The following is a 20,022-nucleotide window of genomic DNA, read 5'->3' as shown; positions in this document are numbered from 1 at the left end:
AGCAGTCACTGGGCGGGGACGCCGGGCGAACCCGGCGTTGTCTTTCAGGAGCCTTGGGGCAGGTAGGCGACGCTTTGATCCTCGCGGCCATGGAACACTTGTTCGCCGCGGGTCGGGGTGGTCGTGATGACTTGATGGTCTTGACCGAGTTTGGAGAGCGGCACGGGTTCGCCGGTGCGGTACTGGGCGACGAAGATCGTACGCTTCGGATCCCAGTGCTTGCCGCTGGTGCGTTCCAGCCATTCGAACATCGCGGCAGCATCGCCATCGCGAGGGAAGTCGCGGGTTTCCGGCACGTAGTAGAACGGCTCGCCGCCGGTCTGCAGGTACATCGGGACCTTGTTGTCCACCTCGACCATGACGAAGTGCCATTGGCTCAACGGCGCACGCTGGCTGGCTTGCAGGCGCACGGTTTCGCCGAAGCGGATCGCGCCGCCACCGCTGTTGGTCCAGGGGTAGAGCACGCCGAGAATCCCCAGCAGCAACACCGTGGTCACGGCAAAGCCGATTTTCAGTCCGCGCCCGCCAAACGGGCTCTCGGCGTTTCGCGCGGCCATGCGCCGGGTAATCCACCAGGCCCCGAGCAGTTGCGCGAACGGCACCAGTGGCAACACGTAGTAACTGCGCCGGCTGCCGCTGGCGGTGAAGAACAGCATCAACAACCCGAGGCCCTGAATCAGCCAGCGGGTGTCCGGTTCGATGTGTTTCCAGTTCTTCGCCGCGACCCACAGGGCAATGATCCAGCACGGCGCCCAGGGCAGGGTGTAGATCGGCAGGTACAGCAAATAGGTGTAGATCGGGCCGATGTTGTCGAACGGCTGGAAAAACCGCACGACGTTTTCCCGCAACACCAGTCCCAGGCCGCTTTCCCCGTAATTAGGTGCGCCGTAGAGGTGTGACAGCAGGAACGGCGTCATGTAGAACGCCCCGGCAATCACTAGCGCCGCGAGCAGACGCAGGTTCAGATGACGTTTCCAGCGGCCTTCACTCAGCAGGTGCGGCAGCAATACCAGCCCCGGCAGGATGAAACCGATCAGGCCTTTGAACAACGAAGTCAGGGACAGCAGAACGCAGAACACCAGATAGCGCGAAAACCGCGTATCGTCCGGCCCGCGCCAGTACCACCAGACCGCCGCCAGCACACCGCAGACCGTCAGGATGTCAGCGGTGGCGACCCGCGCCCAGAACACGAAATAGAAGGTGGTCGCCAGCATCCAGCCGGCGATCAGCCCCGTGCCTTTGCGAAACAGCTGCTCGCCCAGCAGATACACCAGCCAGACGCTGAGCCACGCGGACACCACCGAAGACAGGCGCAGCGACCAGTGATCGAGACTGCCGGTCAGCCAGGCGGTCGCGGTGATCAGCCAGTACGACAAAAGCGGCTTGTCGTAGTAGGGATCACCCTTGAGGTACGGGTCGAAGTAATCGCCGCTTTGCATCATCTGCAACGCGATGTTCGCCCAGCGGGTTTCCGCGCCCCAGAGTTCGCGGCTGCCCAGACCGAGCAGCAACATCAGGGCGCTGGCGGCCAGCAGGAGCAGCAGGGCGCCCCGGTCGTTATTGCGCAAGGTCATGGCTGGCGCTGCGGAAAGATGAAGATCTGCAGATTGCCGCGACGGTAATGCTTGCCGTCTACCGGCAGCAATCCGACTTCCTGCTCTTCCTGCGTACTGTTGACGCGCAAGACCACACCGACCGCGCCTTTCTTCCGCGCTTCGGTCATCCACTGGCCGACGCCGTCCATCGTGACTTTACGTGCTTCCATGGCCGGGTCTTCGAGGCCGTACTTCAGTTCACCGATGGTGTTGAACAGATCCACCTGCGGACGTTTCAGACGCCATGCCAGCGCCGAGGCCGCGCCCAGATCGTTGCTCAGCAGCGACGCGGTTTCACTCAGTTCCTGTTGATGCTCGGCAATGAACTGGTCGGGCATCTTGCTGTTGACGATCTGCCCCGGCATGGCCGCCGGCAACAACGCCACCAGCAGGCCGATACCCAGCGCCGGCATGGCCCACAACGTCAGCGGACGCAGCACTTGCAAGGCATTGGCGATGATCCAGCCCACCAGCACGATATAGGCCAGCGACAGGCTGAACATCTCGGTGTTTTCGTAGATTTCCTTGGTTGCCTGCAAATAAAGCAGCGCCACCAGCGCCGCACTGGCGATGACGGTATTGATCACACCGTTCAGGCGCAGGACGCGGCCACTGTTCTGATCCAGCCAGTTGATCACGGTCTGTCCCATCAACAGGGCGATCGGCAGCAGGCACGGCATGATGTAGGTCGGCAGCTTGCCGCTGCTCAGGCTGAAAAAGGCCAGTGGCAGCAGGAACCACAATGCAAGGTAGGCGGTTTTCGGGTCACGCTTTTCGCGCCAGGTGCGCAGGAGCGTCGAAGGCAGCAGAACGGCCCACGGCAGGGTGGAGGCAAACAGCAGCGGCAGGTAGAACCACCAAGGACGGGCGTGCTGCGCGGCATCGCCGGCGGCAAAACGACGGATGTGTTCGTGCCAGAAGAAGAAGCGCCAGAAATCAGGTTCCCGGTAGTGAACAGCCAAAACCCACGGCAGGCTGATCAACACGCAAACCACCACGGCGACCAGTCCGTAGCGCACCAGTTCGCCGAAGCGGCGTTGCCAGATCATGTAGGGCAGGGCGATCAGCACCGGCAGCAATAAAGCCAGGAACCCTTTGGTCATCAGGCCCATGCCGCACGCGACACCGAGCAGCGCCCAGCCGCCCAGACGGGCGCGAGGGGTCTGGCTGTCGATGGCAAACCACACGGCGACCATGCTCAGGTTGACCCACAAGGTGAACTGCGGATCGAGGTTGGCGTAACCGGCCTGGCCGGCAATCAGGCCGAAGCTCATATAAAGGAGGGCGCTGGCGACGCTGATGCGCGGGTTGTTCCACAGCCGGCGGGCCATGAGGTACGTCAGCCAGACGCTGACACCGGTACTCAGGGCCGAAGCAATACGCACGCCGAACAGGTTTTCACCGAAGATCGCCTGGCCGATCGCGATCATCCAGTAGCCGGCAATCGGCTTTTCGAAATAGCGGATGCCCATGAAATGCGGCGCGACCCAGTTGCCGCTGAGCAGCATTTCCTGGCTGATCTGGCCGTAGCGGGTTTCATCGGGGATCCACAGGCCGTGGGTCATCAGCGGCAACAGATAAAACACCACGAAAGCCAGAATCAGACCGGGAATGGCCCAACGCTCGAAAGTCGTGGTGGGGGAGAAATGACGGGCAGCGTGTCGCAGCGGGTTATTTTCAGACGTCATGACAAAGCCTTGGTGCCAAACGAAGTTCTTGTGTCGATGGCCTGCCCGGCATGTTCCTGAGCGGGCGGGTCATCGTGTTGAATGAATGCAGGTGTGCGATCGGGGGACGGGCGTTTCCTGTATCCAGAGAGCTGCCGAACCTCCAGGCCGGAGTTCTCGCACTATAGCCAAGCTTAAAAAAAACCGTTGTCCAGTAAATCGGGGGCAGATACATCTTTCATTACAAATTAATGAAGTCCGTTCCTGACTAGTTGAAAAAAGTGCAACCTTGTCGGTTCGCCCCAACTAAAGCATTAATGACTATTGAGTTGAGACCAGGCATCGGCATTCATGATGCCCAACACTTTAAGTTGGCCTTTGTCATCGATGCGAGCAAACAGGGTACTACCGTATTCGGCGGCGACCGCGTGAGGAAAACCGGTCTGTTTTTCGAAGTCACTGATGCATCCGCTGTGGGTGACCAGCACCAGATTGCGCTTGGCAACCTTGTGCGCCACCACGTCGTTGCGCAGAGAAGAACCGCAGGACTCGAGCCAGATCTGGGTCGTGGCGTCCTGACCGAACATGGCGCGTGCGGTCTGCACGGTACGGGTCAGCGGGCTGGTGAACACCTGCGCCTGCTGCATGCCCAGGCCCACAAAGCCTTTACCTACAAGCGCTGCAGAGTCGTTGCCAGCCTGGGTGATGCCGTCGGCCGGGCCCAGGCAGAGGTTGTCGGAACGGTCGCAACGTTCGGCATGACGCACCAGCGCCACCACTTCGCCATCCTGCCAGGCCTGGGTCCAGTCAGCCCGGGCAGCCTTGCCGGCGTTGCCCAGGTCGACGGGCGAGCGGGTCACCCAGACGAAGCCGCTGACCAGTCCGATGGCGACCACTACACCGATGCCGGTCAACAGTTTTCCAAGTCGCAGCGTACGGCGTTGTTTATATGTCGCTGTTAATTGCATCTGTCGCTCCACGGCATGCCCCTTGACGTCGCAGGCGAGATTGGCCGGCGATTTAACCAACTTTTATAGTTGTGTACTTGAATAATGGCTGAACATTACGTTCGTGCACGTCGGGGGGCGGTGAAGAACATGTGAAAATTTCGCGAGAGTCGATAAAACCCAACTAATCCGGTGTTTGATAACCAGACTCAAATACCCTTTTTTTACCGGCCAGTCTTAACAAATGTTTATGTTTGCGGTGAAGCTGCGCAGGTTCGGTCAATGTCGCTGTTTTTGACCGTGAAGTCTGAAATCAGCAGTGGAGTCATCGACCCGAATGGATCTCAAGCAAAGCCTGACGAAACGGATCGTCATCGTGTTCGCTTTGATGAGCGCTATCGTTGCCGGGGTGTTTGCGCTGGGCATCGTGGCTGCCGTGCATGTCGTCGAGCACCGGCTGGCCACCAGCACCTTGAGCGGCGGCCTGCACCGCCTGCTGGCCATGGAGGACATCAATCGCTGGAGCCATCAACCGGAAAAGAGCGAGTTGTTTTTCTTCGAAGGCGGACCGGGCCCGATGGCGCTCATTCCTTCACTGGCGGCACTGGCTCCCGGTTTTCAGGAAATCAGCTTCGATGGCGATGACTTCTTTGCCATGGTCGAGGTGGTCGGTGGACGCAAATATGTGTTGTTGCGCGATCAGGAAAGCCTCGAACAGCGCGAGCGATTGCTGTTCATCGTGGTCACGGTCGGTTTTGTCCTGAGTGTTCTGTTGGCGCTCGTGCTGGGGCGATTGCTGGCACGCCGGGTCATGGCGCCGGTGATTCGTCTGGCGCGTCAGGTGCGCCATCGCGATCAGTTGCTGGTGCTGGCGCCTCCGCTGCACCCGGACTACGCCGCAGACGAAGTGGGGGAGTTGGCGCTGTCGTTCGATCAGACCCTGGGCCGCCTGCGCGAAACCCTGAGCCGCGAAAAACTGTTCACCAGCGATGTCAGCCATGAACTGCGCACGCCGTTGATGGTGCTTTGCGGCTCCTGCGAGTTGTTGCTCGCCAATCCGTCGCTCGATGCCCGTTCAACCGCGCAGGTCAATCGCATCGCCCGGGCCAGTCACGAGATGCGCCAACTGGTCGATACCTTCCTGATGCTGGCTCGCGCCGAGGACGATACCGGCAGCGACATTTGCGTCACGCTCAAGGACGTCGCGGATGCCCAGAGCGAGATCTGGGGCCGACTGATTCGTGAAAAGGGCCTGGATTTTTTCTACGAGGTGGAGCAGCCGTGCATGGAACGCTTCAACCTGACGTTCCTGCAGTCGGTCATGGGCAACCTGTTGCGCAATGCCTGGCACTACACCGATCACGGGTTCGTCCGGCTGACCCTGACCGGCAACGGTTTTGTGGTGGAAGACAGCGGCATCGGCATCCCGGAGGAGCAGCGTCAGGCGGTGTTCCAGCCGTTCGTGCGTGGCGATGAGGGCCGCGGCGAGGGCCTTGGCCTGGGTTTGTCGCTGGTGCAGCGGATCTGCAAGCGCCAGCACTGGCGGGTGCAATTGAGCAGTGGCCAGTCCAGCGGCAGCCGCTTCAGCGTGGAATTGAAGCCGGCGGCTCAGGACGGCGGGCAGCTGCGCGCATTGCCGGCGGCCTGACGGATCAGCGCAGCGAGGCGTTTGACGTTGTTCTGCTGAGCGTTCACCAGATCGTCGATGCTCGATCCGGAAGGGGTCTGCAGAATCGAGCGGCAGGTGAGCAGGCCGCTATCGCCCGCGTCGGCCGGACGCAGGCGCCATTTCACGTCCATCAGCCCGTATTGTCCGGGGACCGAATCGAAACGCTGCACATCGATGCGCACCGACGTTTTGCGCGCAACTCCAGCGTTGCTCAACTGATCCACCAGCGCACTGCGCAACTCATCGCCGAGGCTGGCGCCCCACCATTGGGTTTCCAGAATCGCCAGGCCGCTGTTGCCCTGGCGAATGACGATTTGCGGGCGGTCGACCTGGGGCGGCACGCTGATGCTTTCAATTGCGATGTCCTGCCCTGATCGGCCAGGCATCGGCTGTGCCGGGGTCAGGGTGTGGAAGCTGATCGGGTCGCTGCGACAGGCACCCAGCAGCAGGCACGCGGCGAGCACGGTGAACTTCAGCGGTAAAGCCATGGCAAGGCTCCTGTGCTCAATTGCGCGGCGGTCCCTTGAGATCCAGTGGCGCAGCGTTGTCGGGGCGCCCGCGAATCAGCGATTCCGGATGGCGACCGAGGTAATCCGACAGTTCACGCAGCGAACGCGACATGCGCCCGAGTTCGTCGAGGGTCTGGGTGAGTTTTTCGCGTTGCGGCGAATCTTCGGCCAGCGTCGAATTGGCCGATTGCAGGGTCTTGCTCACGTCCGCCAAAGTGTTCTGGACACCGGGCAAAGTCTTCGCGTTGAACTGGGTCAGGCTTTTGCGCAGTTCGACGAGGTTGCCGTCGAGATTGCCGGCAATGCGTTCCACCGGCAGTTTGTTGAGCTTGTCGACCATCGCCTCGAGTTTTTCCTGCAGTTGTTCGAGGCTGCCGGGAATGGTTGGAATGACGATGGGACGCGCCGTCGCGTCAAACGCGACTTTTTCGGCTTTCGGGAAGAAGTCCAGAGCGATGTACAGCTGACCGGTCAGCAGGTTGCCGCTGCGGGCCTGGGCGCGCAGTCCGTTGTCGACAAAGGTGCCGATCAGGCGCACGGCGGCGGCTTCGTCTTCCGGGTTGTGGTTGAGCACCTTGAGCATTTTTTCGTGGGCCCGTCCGAGGCGTTGCGGGTAGATCACGATGCCGACGTTGACCGGGAAGCTGCGTTTCTTCTCGTCGTAGTCCAGGTTGATGCTCACCACACGACCGATTTCCATGCCGAGGAATTCGACCGGCGCATCGACCTTGAGGCCACGCATGGCCTGATCGAAACGCAGGCTCAGGTACTGCGGTTTGCCGGCGGGCGGGGCGAGGGCGGTCTGCTGGTCTTCGAACAGGTCGAAGGATTTTTCATCCGCTGCCGCCACATCGTTGGGGCTGTAATCCGGCGCGCGGAAGGCAATGCCACCGACCAGCAGGGTCGAGAGCGATTCGGTCTTCACCGCAAAACCATTGGCGCCGACGTTCACGTCGATACCGCTGGCGTTCCAGAACCGGGTGTTCTCGGTGACGAAGGCATCGTTCGGCGCGTGGATGAACACTTCGATATTCACCCCTTTGCCATCGGGATCGAGTGCGTAGGCCACGACCTGGCCAACCGGAATCTTGCGGTAATAGACCGGGGAGCCGATGTCCAGCGAGCCCAGATCCGAGGAGTGCAGGTTGAAGCGTCTGCCCGGTTCGCCATAGGTGATCGGCGGCGGGTTTTCCAGGCCCTTGAAGTATTTGCCGCGGGAGTCGGACTGGCCGATATCGGCCCCGATGTAGTCGCCGGACAGCAGGGTATCGATGCCCGACACGCCGCCAGCACCGATACGGGGGCGTACCACCCAGAATTTGGAGTCTTCGCGGGTAAAGGTTTCGGCCTGCTTGGCCAGTTTGATCGTGGCGTTGACGCTCTTCTGGTCATCGGCCAGCTCGACGTCCGAGACCTGACCGACCACCACGTTGCGGTATTTGACTTCGGTCTTGTTGGCGGTCAGACCGCTGCCGGTCTTGAAGGTGACGACGATGGTCGGGCCTTCCTGCATCAGGTTGTGCACCACCAGCGAAATGCCCACCAGCACCGCGACGATCGGCACGATCCACACCAGCGAAATGCTGAAGCGCCGGGTCTTGACCGGTGCCTGGCCGGGTGCTCGCGGTTGATCGGCGGCTGACGACTCCATCCATGACCTCCAGAGTGTGTTGGGCACTGAGCGTCAGGAACGCAAAAGCACTTCATCAATATAGAAGTGCTTTGCGATAGAGCAAATCGGCGAGCCTCAGCCCAGCATTTCCCGCAGGCGATACCAGAACATGCCCAGTGCCAGCAGCGGCGAACGCAATGCCGGGCCGCCGGGGAAGGTCATGTGCGGTACGCCGCTGAACACGTCCATGCCCTGACTGTGGCCGGCATGAATCGCTTCGCCCAACAGTTTGGCGCACCAATGGGTGACGTTCAGGCCATGGCCGGAATAGCCCTGAGCGTAGAACACGTTCGGGTGCTGCTTGAGCCGCCCGACCTGCGGGAAGCGATTGGCGGTGATGCCGATCTTGCCGCCCCACTGAAACTCGATGCCCACGTCCGCCAGTTGCGGGAACACCTTGAGCATCTTCGGTCGCATGTAGGCAGCGATGTCCGCCGGATCCCGCCCGGAATAGTGGCAGGCACCACCGAACAGCAAGCGCCGGTCCGCCGAGAGCCGGTAATAGTCGAGGCCGACTTTCTGGTCGCAGAGCGCCAGGTTCTGCGGGATCAGTTCGGCGGCGCGTTCCTTGGACAAGGGTTCGGTGGCGATGATGTAGCTGCCGGCGGGGAGGACTTTACCGCTGAGCTGTTGCTCGAGTTCATCCAGATGCGCGTTGCAACCGAGCACCAGACTGCCGGCGCGCACCGTGCCTGAAGCGCAGCGCACTTGCACCGTCGCGCCATGGACGATTTCCAGCACCGGGCTCTGCTCGAAGATCCGCACCCCGAGCGACGCCGCCAGACGTGCTTCGCCCTGCACCAGATCGAGCGGGTGCAGATGGCCCGAACCCATGTCGATCAGGCCTCCTTTATAGGCATCCGAATTGACGACTTGCCGGCGCATGCCCTCAGGGCTGACCAGTCGCGTTTCATGGGCATAACCCGAGGCCGCGAGACTGTCCTGTTCAGCCTTGAACGCCTCGAACTGCGCCGGGGTATTGGCCAGTTCGCAGAAGCCCCAGCGCAGGTCGCACTCGATCGTGTTGTCTTCGATGCGTCGGCGCACCAGCTCCACCGAATCGACGCCGGCCTGTTGCAGGTAGCGCACGCCTTCGGCGCCGACATGACGGGCGAAGCCCTCGACTTCATGGCCGATGCCACGGATCAACTGGCCGCCGTTGCGCCCGCTGGCGCCCCAACCGATGCGCCGGCCTTCGAGCAGCACCACCGAGAGACCGCGTTGGGCCAGCTCGATGGCAGTGTTGACGCCGGTGAAGCCGCCGCCGATCACGCAGACATCGGCGATCAGGTCGGCTTCAAGTGCAGGGTATCGCGTGCTCGCCCGGGCCGATGCGGCGTAGTAGGAGCGGGCGTGTTCCTGGGTGTACTGATTCATTTGTTCGACTTCACTTTGCTCCAGGAGCGGGTCATCAGACGCATGATCGACTGGGGCGGGGTGGTGGAAATGTAGAGTTTGTCGAGCACTTCCTGAGGCGGATACACCTCGGGGTTGCTGACCAGTGCCACGTCCATGTATTGCTTGGCCGCCGGGTTCGGGTTGGCGTAGCCGACCGAGGCGCTGACCTTGGCGATCACTTGCGGGTCGAGCAGGTAATTGATGAAGGCGTGGGCCTCTTTGGTGTTGCCGGCATCAGCGGGGATCGCCAGCAGGTCGAACCACAGGTTGGCGCCTTCCTTGGGAATCGCGTAGGCGATGTTCACGCCGTTCTTCGCTTCCTTGGCACGGTTGGCTGCCTGGAACACGTCGCCGGAGTAACCGAAGGCCACGCAGATATCGCCGTTGGCCAGGTCCGACACGTATTTCGACGAGTGGAAGTAGGTGATGTACGGGCGGATGCTCAGCAGTTTGGCTTCGGCTTTCTTGAAGTCTTCAGGGTTCTCACTGCGCGGGTCCATGCCCATGTAGTTGAGGACCGCCGGGAACACTTCGTCCGCCGAGTCCATCATCGACACGCCGCACTGGGTGAGTTTTTTCAGGTTCTCTGGTTCGAACAGCACGGCCCAGGAATCGATGTGATCGACGCCCAGCACCTGCTTGACCTTGTCGACGTTGTAGCCGATGCCATTGGTGCCCCACAGGTACGGCACCGAGTGTTCGTTGCCCGGATCGTTCTTCTCGAGCAGGGCCAGCAGTTTCGGGTCGAGGTTCTTCCAGTTCGGCAGTTGCGAGCGGTCCAGTTTGAGGAACGCACCGGCCTTCACCTGACGGGCGAGAAAGTGGTTGGAAGGCACGACTACGTCGTAACCGGTGCGACCGGCGAGGAGTTTGCCTTCCAGGGTTTCGTTGGAGTCGAAGACGTCGTAGATCACCTTGATGCCACTGCCGGCCTGAAAGTCGGCGAGGGTGGTCGGGCCGATGTAATCGGTCCAGTTATAGATGCTGACCTGGGGTTCGGCCTGGGCAACTGCACTGCAAGCCAGGGTCAGAGCGGCGGGGATCAGGGATTTCAACAGACGCATATCGACACCTCTTCGAATTATTGGATTTTTCAGGTGGGCACGGCCCTTGTGGGAGCTGGCTTGCCAGCGATAGCGGTGGGTCAGTAGACAGAGAGGCTGACCGTGCCGACGCCATCGCTGGCAAGCCAGCTCCCACAGGGTTCGTGTGTGTTGGTTAAACGCTCAGCAACAGGAACTCACGCTCCCAGGAGCTGATCACGCGCTTGAAGTTTTCATGCTCGGCACGTTTCACCGCCACGTAGCCACGCACGAACTTGCTGCCCAGGTACTCGGCGACGGTGTCGCACTCTTCCATCTGGGTCAGGGCTTCTTCGATGGTGATCGGCAGGCGCAGGTTGCGGCGCTCATAGGCGCGGCCTTCAACGGCAGCGCTTGGCTCGATGCCGTCGACCATGCCGATGTAGCCGCACAGCAGGCTCGCGGCAATGGCCAGGTACGGGTTGGCGTCGGCGCCGGGCAAACGGTTTTCCACGCGCATCGCCTCAGGCCCGGAGGTCGGAACCCGCAAGCCGACAGTGCGGTTTTCTTCGCCCCACTCGACGTTGACCGGCGCCGAAGTGTCCGGCAGGAAGCGGCGGAACGAGTTCACGTTCGGCGCAAACATCGGCAGCACTTTTGGGATGAGTTTCTGCAGACCACCGATGTGATGGCGGAACAGGTCGCTCATGCTGCCGTCGGAATTGGCGAAAATCGGCTTGCCGGTGGCGATTTCCACCACGCTCTGGTGCAGGTGCATGGCGCTGCCGGGTTCATCGCCAATCGGCTTGGCCATGAAGGTTGCGGTGACGTTGTGCTTGAGTGCGGCTTCACGCAGGGTGCGCTTGAACACAGTGATCTGGTCGGCCAGATCCAGCGCGTCGCCGTGGCGGAAGTTGATCTCCATCTGCGCCGGGCCGTCTTCGTGAATCAGCGTGTCCAGGTCCAGGCCTTGCAGTTCGCACCAATCGTAGACGTCTTCGAACAGCGGATCGAATTCGTTGGCGGCATCGATGGAGAACGACTGACGACCGCTTTCGGCGCGACCGGAACGGCCCAGCGGTGCCTTCAAAGGCAAGTCCGGATCTTCGCAGCGCTGGGTCAGGTAGAACTCCATTTCCGGCGCAACGATCGGCTTCCAGCCCTTGTCGGTGTACAGCTGCAGGACTTTCTTCAGCACATTGCGCGGCGACAGTTCGATCGGGTTGCCGAACTTGTCGAAGGTGTCGTGGATCACGATGGCCGTCGGCTCGATGGCCCATGGCACCACATACACCGCGTCGCTCACCGGTTTGCAGACCATGTCGATGTCGGCCGGGTCGAGCAGGTCGTAGTAGATGTCGTCGTCGACAAAATCCCCGGTTACCGTTTGCAGCAGCACACTTTCCGGCAGGCGCATGCCTCGCTCATGCAGGAACTTGTTGGTCGGTGCAATTTTGCCGCGGGCGATGCCGGTCAGGTCGCTGACCACGCATTCCACTTCGGTAATCTTGTGATCTTTCAGCCATGTGAACAGCTGATCGAAAGGGGCATTCATAAAGACCTCGTCGTTGGTTTTATTGACGCGGGGGAAGTGCGATTTCATCTTTCGCAGGCTTCCCCTGTGGCGCGTTGACGACTATCTTGGGCGGGCCTTGCCGTTCCATCTATCCACTTTCAGCAGCACCAAAGCGCACCAAAAGAGTGCGCAAGGTCTCCCATGACAACGTGTAATCCGCTACAGGTTCAAGCTTTCAACACCGCCGATGTCGCCGAGCAGATCCGCGCGACACCGGGCTGGGTCCAGCATTACCAGCAGATGTCGCCGGGGCATTTCGCCGGGCGAATCCGCTATCTGGACCTGGAAGGCGTGGAGGTCTACGAAGAACAGATGAACACCCGGGTGGAGCAGAATTTCAGTGCGCCCTCGGGGGCTCTGGCGTTCTGTTTCGATCGCAGTGACAACGCGCTCTATCTGCTGAACGAAGAGAGCCGCAACATCTGGATCACCCCGGAGAACTACCAGGAAATCGCCGTGGTGTTCGGTCCGGAATTCGTCCGCCGCAATGGCCTGGACGTGGCCCGGCTGGAAGGCCTGTTCATGGCGCCACTCAACGGCGCGCAGAACGCGCTGTTCAGCCGCTGGTTGAGCTCGACTCTCACGAAGTTGTCGCAAACCCTTGATCAGCCAAGCAAAGAAGCACTGACCCAGCAGTTGCTGGAGGACTGCCTGTTCATCCTCGACAACGCCCGGGTGTGCCTGGACAGCGGTGGTTTACAGCGTCGCACCGAAGAGCGGCAAACCATGAAGCGCGTGGGTGAATGGGCGGCGGACTCGCCGGAGGAAACCCTCAATCTGCTGGAGCTGGCCCAGGTGGCCGGGGTGTCGTTGCGACAATTGCAACAGACGTTCAAGGCCTATACCGGGATGTCACCGACTCAATGGTTGCGTTTGCGCCGGCTCAACAGTGCCCGCCGGGAACTGCTCAAGGGTGCCGCTTCGGGCACCACGGTGGCCGAAGTGGCGATGAACTGGTCGTTCTGGCATCTGGGGCGGTTTTCCAACAGCTATCGGGCGCTGTTCAATGAGTTACCGAGTGAAACCTTGAAGCGAACAAGTCGCTGAAGAGACAGTTATTGCTCTGAAACAAATTGAAACATTCGCGCACGCGAAGGGTCGATGGAATACACCCACTCAAGTATTTTCCATGAAGACCCCTCGACCCTCCCAGCGTCTGGAAACACTCAGCGAACTCAGAAATCTCAAGATGGCCAGGTCTGCCCATGCTTATGTTCGGGGCAGTACCGTTCAGTTCTACGAATGGCTGCACAGCCAGCCCGGCAGACGTCTGCCACGGGGGCCTGCGGTGTGGATCTGTGGCGATTGCCATGCAGGGAATCTGGGCCCGACGGGGGATTCGAAGGGCCGGATCGATATCCATATTCGCGATCTCGACCAGACCGTCATCGGCAACCCGGCGCATGACCTCGTGCGGCTCGCGTTATCCCTGGCGACGGCTGCCAGAGGCTCGGATCTGCCAGGTGTAACCACCGCCAGAATGCTCGAAGGCATGATGCGTGGTTACGAAAGCGCCTTTGAAGGCAACGTCGATGAAGACCCGACGCGCCCGCCTCAGGTCAAGGCCAGCATGCGCAGCGCCGTGCGGCGCACCTGGAAACACCTGGCCTATGAGCGTATCGAAAACACCAAGCCTTCCATTCCTCTGGGCAAGCACTTCTGGGCACTTTCGCGAGCGGAACGCGCCGCGCTGAAAACGCTGTGCGCGACCGATGATGTCCATACGCTGGTGACGTCGCTCAAAGGCAGATCGAAGGACGACAAAGTCCAATTGCTCGACTCCGCCTACTGGGTCAAAGGTTGCAGTTCATTGGGGCTGAAACGCTATGCGCTGTTGCTGGGTGTGGGGGCCGGAGACGATCAGGAGTTTTGCCTGCTCGATCTCAAGCAAGCCGTCGCCGCTGCAGCGCCACGTGTGCCGAAAGCCTCCATGCCGCGTGACAATGGCCGGCGGGTGGTGGAAGGGGCCCGACATCTGTCACCCGGTCTGGGCAATCGAATGATTGCAACACGCGTACTGGACGAGGGTTTTTTCCTGCGCGAACTGTTGCCGCAAGACATGAAACTGGAACTGAATCAGTTGAGCCAGTCCGAAGCGTTGCTCGCCGCCGCTTATCTGGCCAACGTCGTCGGCCTTGCTCATGCGCGGCAAATGGACCTTGCGACGCGAGCGGCCTGGATCCGCGACCTGAACAGTTGCCACACCAAGACGCTGGATGCACCGTCGTGGCTTTGGTCCAGTGTCGTGCAATTGGTGGGGCAGCATGAGCGCGGTTATCTGGAGCATTGTCGTCTGTACGCGCTGCACCATTGAGGGACTCTCAAACACCATCCCTGAGTAACTTGCCGAACGTTTCCAGTTCGCCTTTTTCAACATCGGAAACCAGCACAAAACGCATATGGCCTGCCTGCCAGGAAACCACGTTGAAACCACGAATCGATTGACTCTGCGTCGGCTTGTCGGCGTCCGTCGTCGGCAGGATAAACACATTGATGATGTGTTTGGCCCGGCCGTAACTCAGTGCTGCGGTGGTCTGGTGTTGCAGGTAATCCAGCCGCCCGCCGAGCAGTGGAAAACCCTGTGCCGAGTAGTCGACGACGGGCGGCGAAAAGTCGAGTTTGCCGGTGAACCAGGGTTTTACGGTGTGCCGGTCGGACGACACCACATCGTTAAGGTGCTGGCCCATTAACGAGCGCACGTGGCTGGAGACGGCTTCATCCATCAACGGCTGTTCGCTGCCCGGTGTTGCCACGTAAAGCACCATCGCCAGAGCCAGGGCCGCTGCGGAGAATGCCGGGGCGAACCATTTTCGCCAGCGTTCGAGCGGGCTCGGCGAAGCCGGCGCAACGGCGGCAAACACGCTGGCCGTCAGTGATGCCGGCGCGGAGTAATACTGCGCATGGCGCTTCACGCTGACCTTCAGCCGTTTCGCCTCATCATGCAGCCGCGCGCAGTCAGCGCATCTGGCCAGATGCGCAGCGACATCCTCCGCCATCGCCGGATCGAGTTCCTGATCCAGATAGCCATGCAGTTGTGTCTGGCAAACCGTGCAGTGGAGTTCATTCATGATCGTGCGACTTCAGTAATTCGAGCTTGAGCATGGCGCGGGCCCGGGCCAGTCTCGACATGACGGTGCCGATGGGAATATCGACCACCAGGGCGATGTCCTTGTAGGGCATGTCTTCGAGTTCCTTGAGCACAATGACCTCGCGAAACGCTGGCGGCAAGGCACTCAGGGCTTGCTGGAGCAACGCCGCGTTTTCCGTGTGAATGGCCAACAGTTCCGGGCTCTGGCCGTGGCTCAGTGCGCCGTCGATATCACCCGTCTCGTCATCAATGGCGACCCAGTGGCGCCCGGCCGTAGCCTTGAGCCAGGTGTAGCTTTCGTTGCGCACGATGGTCAGAAACCAGGCCTTGGCGTTGCCATCGGCAAAACGCTGCAAAAACCTGAAGGCGCGCAAGGCGCTTTCCTGCACGACATCCCGTGCCGCGCTGTCGTTGCCCGTGATCCAGCGCGCGAGGTTGTAAGCCGCGTCCAGGTGCGGCGCAATCAGTTCCTCGAATCGATTCATAGTGGCTTCCGCACCGTCACACCCCTATAACTGTGATGCGTCGTGTTTTATTCCCTGAAAAGAATTTGTTTTGCGGCGTGGAATAAACGTTCGTCCCGCAAGGTTCTTGCTGGTGTCAGCAACATCACTGTAGTCCGCCAGCGAGGACATACCGATGGACAATCAAACAAAACATCCACTGCGCACCGACGGCTTGCTGAGCAACCCGGACCGGCGAACGCTGCTCAAATGCTCGGCGTGGGCCGGGGCCGGGGTCCTCTGGGCCCTGAGCGGCGGCATTCCGAGAGCCTTTGCGATGGATGAGGCGGGCAACGTCAGCGATCCCAAGGCGTTGGCCAGCACTTTCCATTTCGTGCAGATCAGCGACTCGCACATCGGCTTCAACAAGGAAGCCAATCCGGAGCCGGTGAAAACCCTGCAAGTGGCGATCGACAAGGTCATTGCGCTGCCGAAACGGCCGTCGCTGATCCTGCACACCGGCGACATCACCCACCTGTCCAAGGCCGAGGAATTCGACACGGCGGCGCAAGTGCTCAAAGGCTTGCCGTCCACGGTGCATTACATCCCCGGTGAACACGACACCCTCGACGAGGGCGGCGGCAAGCTCTATCTGGAGCGTTACGGCAAGGGCACCAAAGGCAATGGCTGGTACAGCTTCGATGACCATGGCGTGCATTTCATCGCGCTGGTCAATGTCTTCAACTTCCAGGCCGGCCATGAAGCCACCCTCGGCGCCGATCAACTGGCGTGGCTGGCCGATGATCTGCGCGCGGTGACTACCAGCACGCCCATCGTCGTGTTCACCCACATTCCGCTGTGGACGATCTATCAGCCCTGGGGCTGGGGCACCGAGGATGGCGATCAGGCGATTGCGATGTTGCGCAAGTACGGCTCGGTGACGGTATTGAACGGGCATATCCATCAGGTCATCCAGAAGGTCGAAGGCAACATCACCTTCCACACCGCACGTGGCACAGCGTATCCGCAACCGGCACCGGGCGCGGCGCCGTCGCCGGGACCGATGACCGTGGCGGCCGATCAATTGCGCAATTATCTGGGGATCACCGATGTGCGTGCGACACAGGGCGATCATCCGCTGGCGCTGATCGATTCGACACTGGTCTAGGGGAGGGCAGCCAGATGAAATCGCGACTGTTGGTTGTGCTGTGCCTGATGCTGTCGATGCCGGCGTGGGCGCAGGAGGTGAAGGTCGATATCAAGGAGTTCATGTTCGGCCCCAAGGACCTGACCGTGGCCGTGGGCACCAAGGTGACATGGGTGAACGACGATCAGATCCCGCACACGGTGGCCGAGACCCACAAGGTGTTCCGCTCGGGGGCGCTGGACACCAATGACAGTTTTTCCTGGGTGTTCAACACGCCGGGCGAGTTCGAGTATTTCTGCGTGCTGCATCCGCAGATGATCGGGAAGATTGTGGTGACTCAGTAAACAGAGGGCGCGGCTTCAATGAGGCAGCGCCCTTTTTTCTGTTTTCAGAGCTGCACCCGACGCAGCCTGCCGCTCAACGCAACCACCTTGTTATCCGGCGTGGGCAAGGGGCGCCCGGTCAAACCCATGCCTTCGCTCACCAGCACTGCATCCTGTACCAGACACAGGTTGGACGGGGTATCCAGGTCACGGGCGAGCACGGTCACTTCTCCGGTTTGCAGATTGCAGCTCAACAGTCGCCCGCTGAACCGGGTGAAGCCGCCATGCAGGGTTTCGCCATTCCAGTCAGGCGGCAGCGGTTGTTGCAGACGGCTGCAGAGCTCCAGCACCAACACATTTCCTTGCGGACACAGCGCGAGCCCGGTGGGCAATTGCAGGCCGCGAATCAGCACTTCGATCCGGCCGGTGTCGGGCCAGACCCGGATCACCTGGCCGGCCTGATCGTCAAAGTCGATACCTTTGCGGGCCGGGTCGCTTTGCAGCTCCCCGGAGAACAGGCTGATCAGCACCGCGTCTGTCGTCGGTTCGTACACTAGCGTGACGGGCACGGCTTCCTGGCCCATGTCCAGATCCGGCAACTGCACCAATACCTGTTCATCCTCGCCAGTGCTGAACTCCACCAGTTGATTGGTATCGGGTTTGACCGCCAGCCAGCTGCGGCGGGTCGGGTGATAACACAGCGCATTCAGATTGCCCCGGCTGTGAAACACAGGCTCCGGCGGGGTGTATTGCAGGTCCAGCAGTTTCGAGCCCGCGACGTAGTCGGTCTGGCTGACCAGACAGCGCCCGTCACCGCAGGCGATGTCCGACAGCCCCATGATTTCATCGCGCAGCATGCGGGCCTGCATGTTCATCGAGCGAAAGCCCTGCGCCAGGGTTTCCCGGGCGAGCCAGGCGCCGGGGTGCAGTGGGTCGGGTTGCAGGCGGCTGATGCAGCCGCTGAATGTCTGGTCCGGCAGGCCTGAACCGGCTTCGACCATCAGCAGGCTGCCATCGGCTTGCAGGCAGGCGCCACGCGGGTTCAGCAGGCCTTCGGCGATGAGGGTGCTGGGGCGCAGCGTCTCGCGGGGGCGCGCAGGAATATGAACAGTCATAGGTTTTTCTCCATGGGCTGAGGGGCGCGATTACTGCGGTGGTTGCCACGGCTCGCCCGTGAGATAGGCCCGCAACAGTGCCCGCTGACAGGGCGACATCGATCTCACCACAGGCATGAACAGCGTGGTGCCTTTGTAGGCATCCGAGGTTCGGGCGAGGATCGGGTTCTTCGCGCCCATGATCGCGTCCGGCTGGTTCAGCGGGATGTAGCGGGACATGGCCGGGAAGGCCAGATAGTGAAAACGCAGGACGTTCGGGTACATCTGTTCCCAGGTGATGGTGGTGCCTCTGGGGATGCCGAAGTCGGTCTCGGCGTATTTGCGGAAGTTGGTGAAATACGTGCCGCTGTCCTGACCGTTGACGGTGTAGGTCAGGGCAACGAAACCGGCGAGGGGAGCCGCTGCGGGTTTTACGTTGACGGAGAAGGTGACGGACAACTGACCGGGGCTCAGCGTCAACGCAGGGGGAAAATAAAGGAAGTCGCAGTAGCGCTGTTGCGTGTAATACGGTCCCGAAGGCGCGGCAGTGAGATCGATTTCGGTTGTGCTGGGCACCGCAGCCCCCAGATACCGGACCTGCAGCGTAATCGACAGGCCCTGCGGGTAGTCCTCGGTATAGACACTGCGTTGATCGGCGTAGATCCGGTAGACGGACTCCGAGGCCTGCAACGTAGTCTCTGCGACCTTGCCGGGGGCGCTGATGGCCAGCGCCGAGGATCTGACCGCTGACTGTTGGGCTGTATTGAGCGGCAGATCGACAATGCCGCCATACACGTAATAGTCGAACAGGGGACTGCTGGTCGGATCGAGTGTGCCCAGGGTGGTCTCGCCGGCTGCCACGGTGACAGTGCCGTAATTGCCGTTAGGTCCGATAGGGCTGGTGATGTCATCCCGGACGGCCCTGAACGTCTGTTTCGGAATGATATTGACCATGTCGACGCTCAGCATGGCCGGGTTGCTCAGGTCTGCGTAGCCGGTGCCGCCCGTGCCCTGATTGACGATCTGACGGCCCGCCTGACAGTCCCGCGGCTCATTGGCGAACGCCGGCGCCAATGTACCGATGACCCGGCCGATGCTCGGGTTCGGGGTGTCTCTGCCGGCGGCATAATCGGCTTGCAACTGGGGCGTGGTCATCGTCGGGCACATTTCGAACATCACGAAGCGCAGGACGATCCCGGTGGCGCCCGGTGCCTGGATGATCGATCGCAAGCCGGCGCTGTTCTGGTTCCAGCTGACAATGCTGCGCAGCGGGAAGGTCAACTGGAAGGTGCCACTGATACGGCAGGAACCGGGTGCATCCAGCTCCTTCGGCGTTGGCTGCAGCACCCGCTTGCCGAGATCCAGGCTGCTGCAGACTGCATTGTCGTGAATCAGCAACTGGATGTTGCTGCTGCCACCGATTTGCAGGCCACCGACAAATATCTGGGTGGTGGTGGTCGAGGTGGGGTCGAGGTCCACCATCATCGGGCCCGATACCGGCCCTTGTCCGGTTACCGGGTCCACAGAACCCAGCAGATAGACCGGCTGGCCCACCATATCCCCAGTGGTACTGACGCTGCCCGGGCTGCCCTGAGAACTGATCAGCGCATTCTGCATGTCGACGACATGTTGCCCGTAATGATTCCAGCCACCGGCGGTGTAGTAGTCGCCCGTAGGCGCATTGATCATGCTGTTCAACTGATCGTCGGTATAAGACCGGGCCCCCGATGCCAGGGTCGAAGTGGTCAGGTCAAAGATCGGCCAGTTGTCATCGCCGTCATAAGGAATGGTCGGTGAATTGTTCGGCAGGCTGACATCCGTGCGGATGCCTCCCCAGAAATTCAGTCGCGGGCCGTTGAGGATGCTCATGAT

17 protein-coding genes are annotated in these 20,022 nt (G+C 61.0%); 5 read left to right on the top strand and 12 right to left on the bottom strand.

The features are described 5' to 3' along the window. Positions 1 to 44: 44 nt before the first annotated feature. The 3 genes from M5B44_RS15630 to M5B44_RS15620 all read right to left on the bottom strand — a co-directional run bounded on the left by M5B44_RS15630 (position 45) and on the right by M5B44_RS15620 (position 4,230). Positions 45 to 1,574, bottom strand: a complete 1,530-nt coding sequence (locus M5B44_RS15630) for an ArnT family glycosyltransferase (RefSeq protein WP_248739785.1) — start codon at positions 1,572 to 1,574, stop codon at positions 45 to 47. Further along, on the bottom strand, positions 1,571 to 3,283 hold the full coding sequence (arnT, locus tag M5B44_RS15625) for a lipid IV(A) 4-amino-4-deoxy-L-arabinosyltransferase (protein WP_248739784.1): 1,713 nt from the start codon (positions 3,281 to 3,283) through the stop codon (positions 1,571 to 1,573). The genes M5B44_RS15630 and arnT overlap by 4 nt, the downstream gene beginning before the upstream one ends. Before the next feature lie 293 nt (positions 3,284 to 3,576). Then, positions 3,577 to 4,230, bottom strand: coding sequence for a histidine phosphatase family protein (locus M5B44_RS15620; RefSeq protein WP_248739783.1), 654 nt, complete (start codon positions 4,228 to 4,230; stop codon positions 3,577 to 3,579). 316 nt (positions 4,231 to 4,546) lie between these two features. Here M5B44_RS15620 and M5B44_RS15615 point away from each other — a divergent pair, with 316 nt between their 5' ends. Then, entirely contained in the window at positions 4,547 to 5,857 is a 1,311-nt protein-coding gene (locus tag M5B44_RS15615; protein WP_248739782.1) for a sensor histidine kinase, read from the top strand. Here the strand turns inward: M5B44_RS15615 and M5B44_RS15610 are convergent. The 5 genes from M5B44_RS15610 to M5B44_RS15590 form a co-directional block, all read right to left on the bottom strand. After that, positions 5,818 to 6,366 (bottom strand): membrane integrity-associated transporter subunit PqiC, encoded by a 549-nt coding sequence (locus M5B44_RS15610; RefSeq protein WP_248739781.1) that lies wholly within the window; start codon positions 6,364 to 6,366, stop codon positions 5,818 to 5,820. The two genes, M5B44_RS15615 and M5B44_RS15610, sit on opposite strands and share 40 nt — an antisense overlap. Positions 6,367 to 6,382: 16 nt before the next feature. Then, positions 6,383 to 8,038: an intermembrane transport protein PqiB gene (locus M5B44_RS15605; RefSeq protein WP_248739780.1), complete on the bottom strand. Its 1,656-nt coding sequence runs from the start codon at positions 8,036 to 8,038 to the stop codon at positions 6,383 to 6,385. Between the two features lie 96 nt (positions 8,039 to 8,134). Beyond that, the gene (locus M5B44_RS15600; protein ID WP_248739779.1) at positions 8,135 to 9,436 is read right to left on the bottom strand and encodes an NAD(P)/FAD-dependent oxidoreductase; all 1,302 of its coding nucleotides are present in this window, start codon (positions 9,434 to 9,436) and stop codon (positions 8,135 to 8,137) included. Further along, positions 9,433 to 10,521, bottom strand: a complete 1,089-nt coding sequence (locus M5B44_RS15595) for a polyamine ABC transporter substrate-binding protein (protein ID WP_248739778.1) — start codon at positions 10,519 to 10,521, stop codon at positions 9,433 to 9,435. Before M5B44_RS15595 ends, M5B44_RS15600 begins: the two co-directional genes overlap by 4 nt. A 154-nt stretch (positions 10,522 to 10,675) precedes the next feature. Next, positions 10,676 to 12,034, bottom strand: a complete 1,359-nt coding sequence (locus M5B44_RS15590) for a glutamine synthetase family protein (RefSeq protein WP_248739777.1) — start codon at positions 12,032 to 12,034, stop codon at positions 10,676 to 10,678. A gap of 162 nt (positions 12,035 to 12,196) precedes the next feature. Here M5B44_RS15590 and M5B44_RS15585 point away from each other — a divergent pair, with 162 nt between their 5' ends. Next, the gene (locus M5B44_RS15585) at positions 12,197 to 13,102 is read left to right on the top strand and encodes a helix-turn-helix domain-containing protein (protein ID WP_248739776.1); all 906 of its coding nucleotides are present in this window, start codon (positions 12,197 to 12,199) and stop codon (positions 13,100 to 13,102) included. Positions 13,103 to 13,184: 82 nt separating this feature from the next. Continuing rightward, entirely contained in the window at positions 13,185 to 14,369 is a 1,185-nt protein-coding gene (locus M5B44_RS15580; RefSeq protein ID WP_248739775.1) for a DUF2252 family protein, read from the top strand. Between the two features lie 7 nt (positions 14,370 to 14,376). On the opposite strand, the gene M5B44_RS15575 is transcribed toward M5B44_RS15580, so the two are convergent. Beyond that, positions 14,377 to 15,123 (bottom strand): anti-sigma factor family protein, encoded by a 747-nt coding sequence (locus M5B44_RS15575; protein ID WP_248739774.1) that lies wholly within the window; start codon positions 15,121 to 15,123, stop codon positions 14,377 to 14,379. Continuing rightward, positions 15,116 to 15,628, bottom strand: coding sequence for a sigma-70 family RNA polymerase sigma factor (locus M5B44_RS15570; RefSeq protein ID WP_248739773.1), 513 nt, complete (start codon positions 15,626 to 15,628; stop codon positions 15,116 to 15,118). The genes M5B44_RS15575 and M5B44_RS15570 overlap by 8 nt, the downstream gene beginning before the upstream one ends. A gap of 154 nt (positions 15,629 to 15,782) precedes the next feature. On the opposite strand from M5B44_RS15570, the gene M5B44_RS15565 reads away from it, so the two are divergent. Both M5B44_RS15565 and M5B44_RS15560 read left to right on the top strand, forming a co-directional pair. Continuing rightward, positions 15,783 to 16,754: a metallophosphoesterase family protein gene (locus M5B44_RS15565; protein WP_248739772.1), complete on the top strand. Its 972-nt coding sequence runs from the start codon at positions 15,783 to 15,785 to the stop codon at positions 16,752 to 16,754. Positions 16,755 to 16,768: 14 nt separating this feature from the next. Then, entirely contained in the window at positions 16,769 to 17,077 is a 309-nt protein-coding gene (locus tag M5B44_RS15560) for a cupredoxin family copper-binding protein (RefSeq protein WP_248739771.1), read from the top strand. 44 nt (positions 17,078 to 17,121) lie between these two features. Here M5B44_RS15560 and M5B44_RS15555 read toward each other — a convergent pair whose 3' ends face one another. Both M5B44_RS15555 and M5B44_RS15550 read right to left on the bottom strand, forming a co-directional pair. Next, complete coding sequence (locus tag M5B44_RS15555; protein ID WP_248739770.1) at positions 17,122 to 18,171, bottom strand: hypothetical protein; 1,050 nt, start codon at positions 18,169 to 18,171, stop codon at positions 17,122 to 17,124. A gap of 30 nt (positions 18,172 to 18,201) precedes the next feature. Then, complete coding sequence (locus tag M5B44_RS15550; RefSeq protein ID WP_248739769.1) at positions 18,202 to 20,019, bottom strand: hypothetical protein; 1,818 nt, start codon at positions 20,017 to 20,019, stop codon at positions 18,202 to 18,204. Between the last annotated feature and the right edge of the window lie 3 nt (positions 20,020 to 20,022).

The sequence above is a fragment of the Pseudomonas sp. MWU12-2029 genome, assembly GCF_023242425.1.
Classification (GTDB): domain Bacteria; phylum Pseudomonadota; class Gammaproteobacteria; order Pseudomonadales; family Pseudomonadaceae; genus Aquipseudomonas; species Aquipseudomonas kribbensis.
The sequence above is the reverse complement of the archived record's forward strand: the minus strand, read 5'-3'. Positions and strand labels throughout refer to the sequence as shown.

Bases quoted from the DNA above. Each gene is read 5' to 3' on its own strand.
- M5B44_RS15630 (WP_248739785.1), bottom strand. From the start codon at position 1,574: ATGACCTTGCGCAATAACGACCGGGGCGCCCTGCTGCTCCTGCTGGCC.
- M5B44_RS15550 (WP_248739769.1), bottom strand. From the start codon at position 20,019: ATGAGCATCCTCAACGGCCCGCGACTGAATTTCTGGGGAGGCATCCGC.
- M5B44_RS15615 (WP_248739782.1), top strand. From the start codon at position 4,547: ATGGATCTCAAGCAAAGCCTGACGAAACGGATCGTCATCGTGTTCGCT.
- M5B44_RS15570 (WP_248739773.1), bottom strand. From the start codon at position 15,628: ATGAATCGATTCGAGGAACTGATTGCGCCGCACCTGGACGCGGCTTAC.
- M5B44_RS15620 (WP_248739783.1), bottom strand. From the start codon at position 4,230: ATGCAATTAACAGCGACATATAAACAACGCCGTACGCTGCGACTTGGA.
- M5B44_RS15555 (WP_248739770.1), bottom strand. From the start codon at position 18,171: ATGACTGTTCATATTCCTGCGCGCCCCCGCGAGACGCTGCGCCCCAGC.
- M5B44_RS15590 (WP_248739777.1), bottom strand. From the start codon at position 12,034: ATGAATGCCCCTTTCGATCAGCTGTTCACATGGCTGAAAGATCACAAG.
- M5B44_RS15605 (WP_248739780.1), bottom strand. From the start codon at position 8,038: ATGGAGTCGTCAGCCGCCGATCAACCGCGAGCACCCGGCCAGGCACCG.
- M5B44_RS15585 (WP_248739776.1), top strand. From the start codon at position 12,197: ATGACAACGTGTAATCCGCTACAGGTTCAAGCTTTCAACACCGCCGAT.
- arnT (WP_248739784.1), bottom strand. From the start codon at position 3,283: ATGACGTCTGAAAATAACCCGCTGCGACACGCTGCCCGTCATTTCTCC.
- M5B44_RS15580 (WP_248739775.1), top strand. From the start codon at position 13,185: ATGAAGACCCCTCGACCCTCCCAGCGTCTGGAAACACTCAGCGAACTC.
- M5B44_RS15610 (WP_248739781.1), bottom strand. From the start codon at position 6,366: ATGGCTTTACCGCTGAAGTTCACCGTGCTCGCCGCGTGCCTGCTGCTG.
- M5B44_RS15595 (WP_248739778.1), bottom strand. From the start codon at position 10,521: ATGCGTCTGTTGAAATCCCTGATCCCCGCCGCTCTGACCCTGGCTTGC.
- M5B44_RS15600 (WP_248739779.1), bottom strand. From the start codon at position 9,436: ATGAATCAGTACACCCAGGAACACGCCCGCTCCTACTACGCCGCATCG.
- M5B44_RS15575 (WP_248739774.1), bottom strand. From the start codon at position 15,123: ATGAATGAACTCCACTGCACGGTTTGCCAGACACAACTGCATGGCTAT.
- M5B44_RS15565 (WP_248739772.1), top strand. From the start codon at position 15,783: ATGGACAATCAAACAAAACATCCACTGCGCACCGACGGCTTGCTGAGC.
- M5B44_RS15560 (WP_248739771.1), top strand. From the start codon at position 16,769: ATGAAATCGCGACTGTTGGTTGTGCTGTGCCTGATGCTGTCGATGCCG.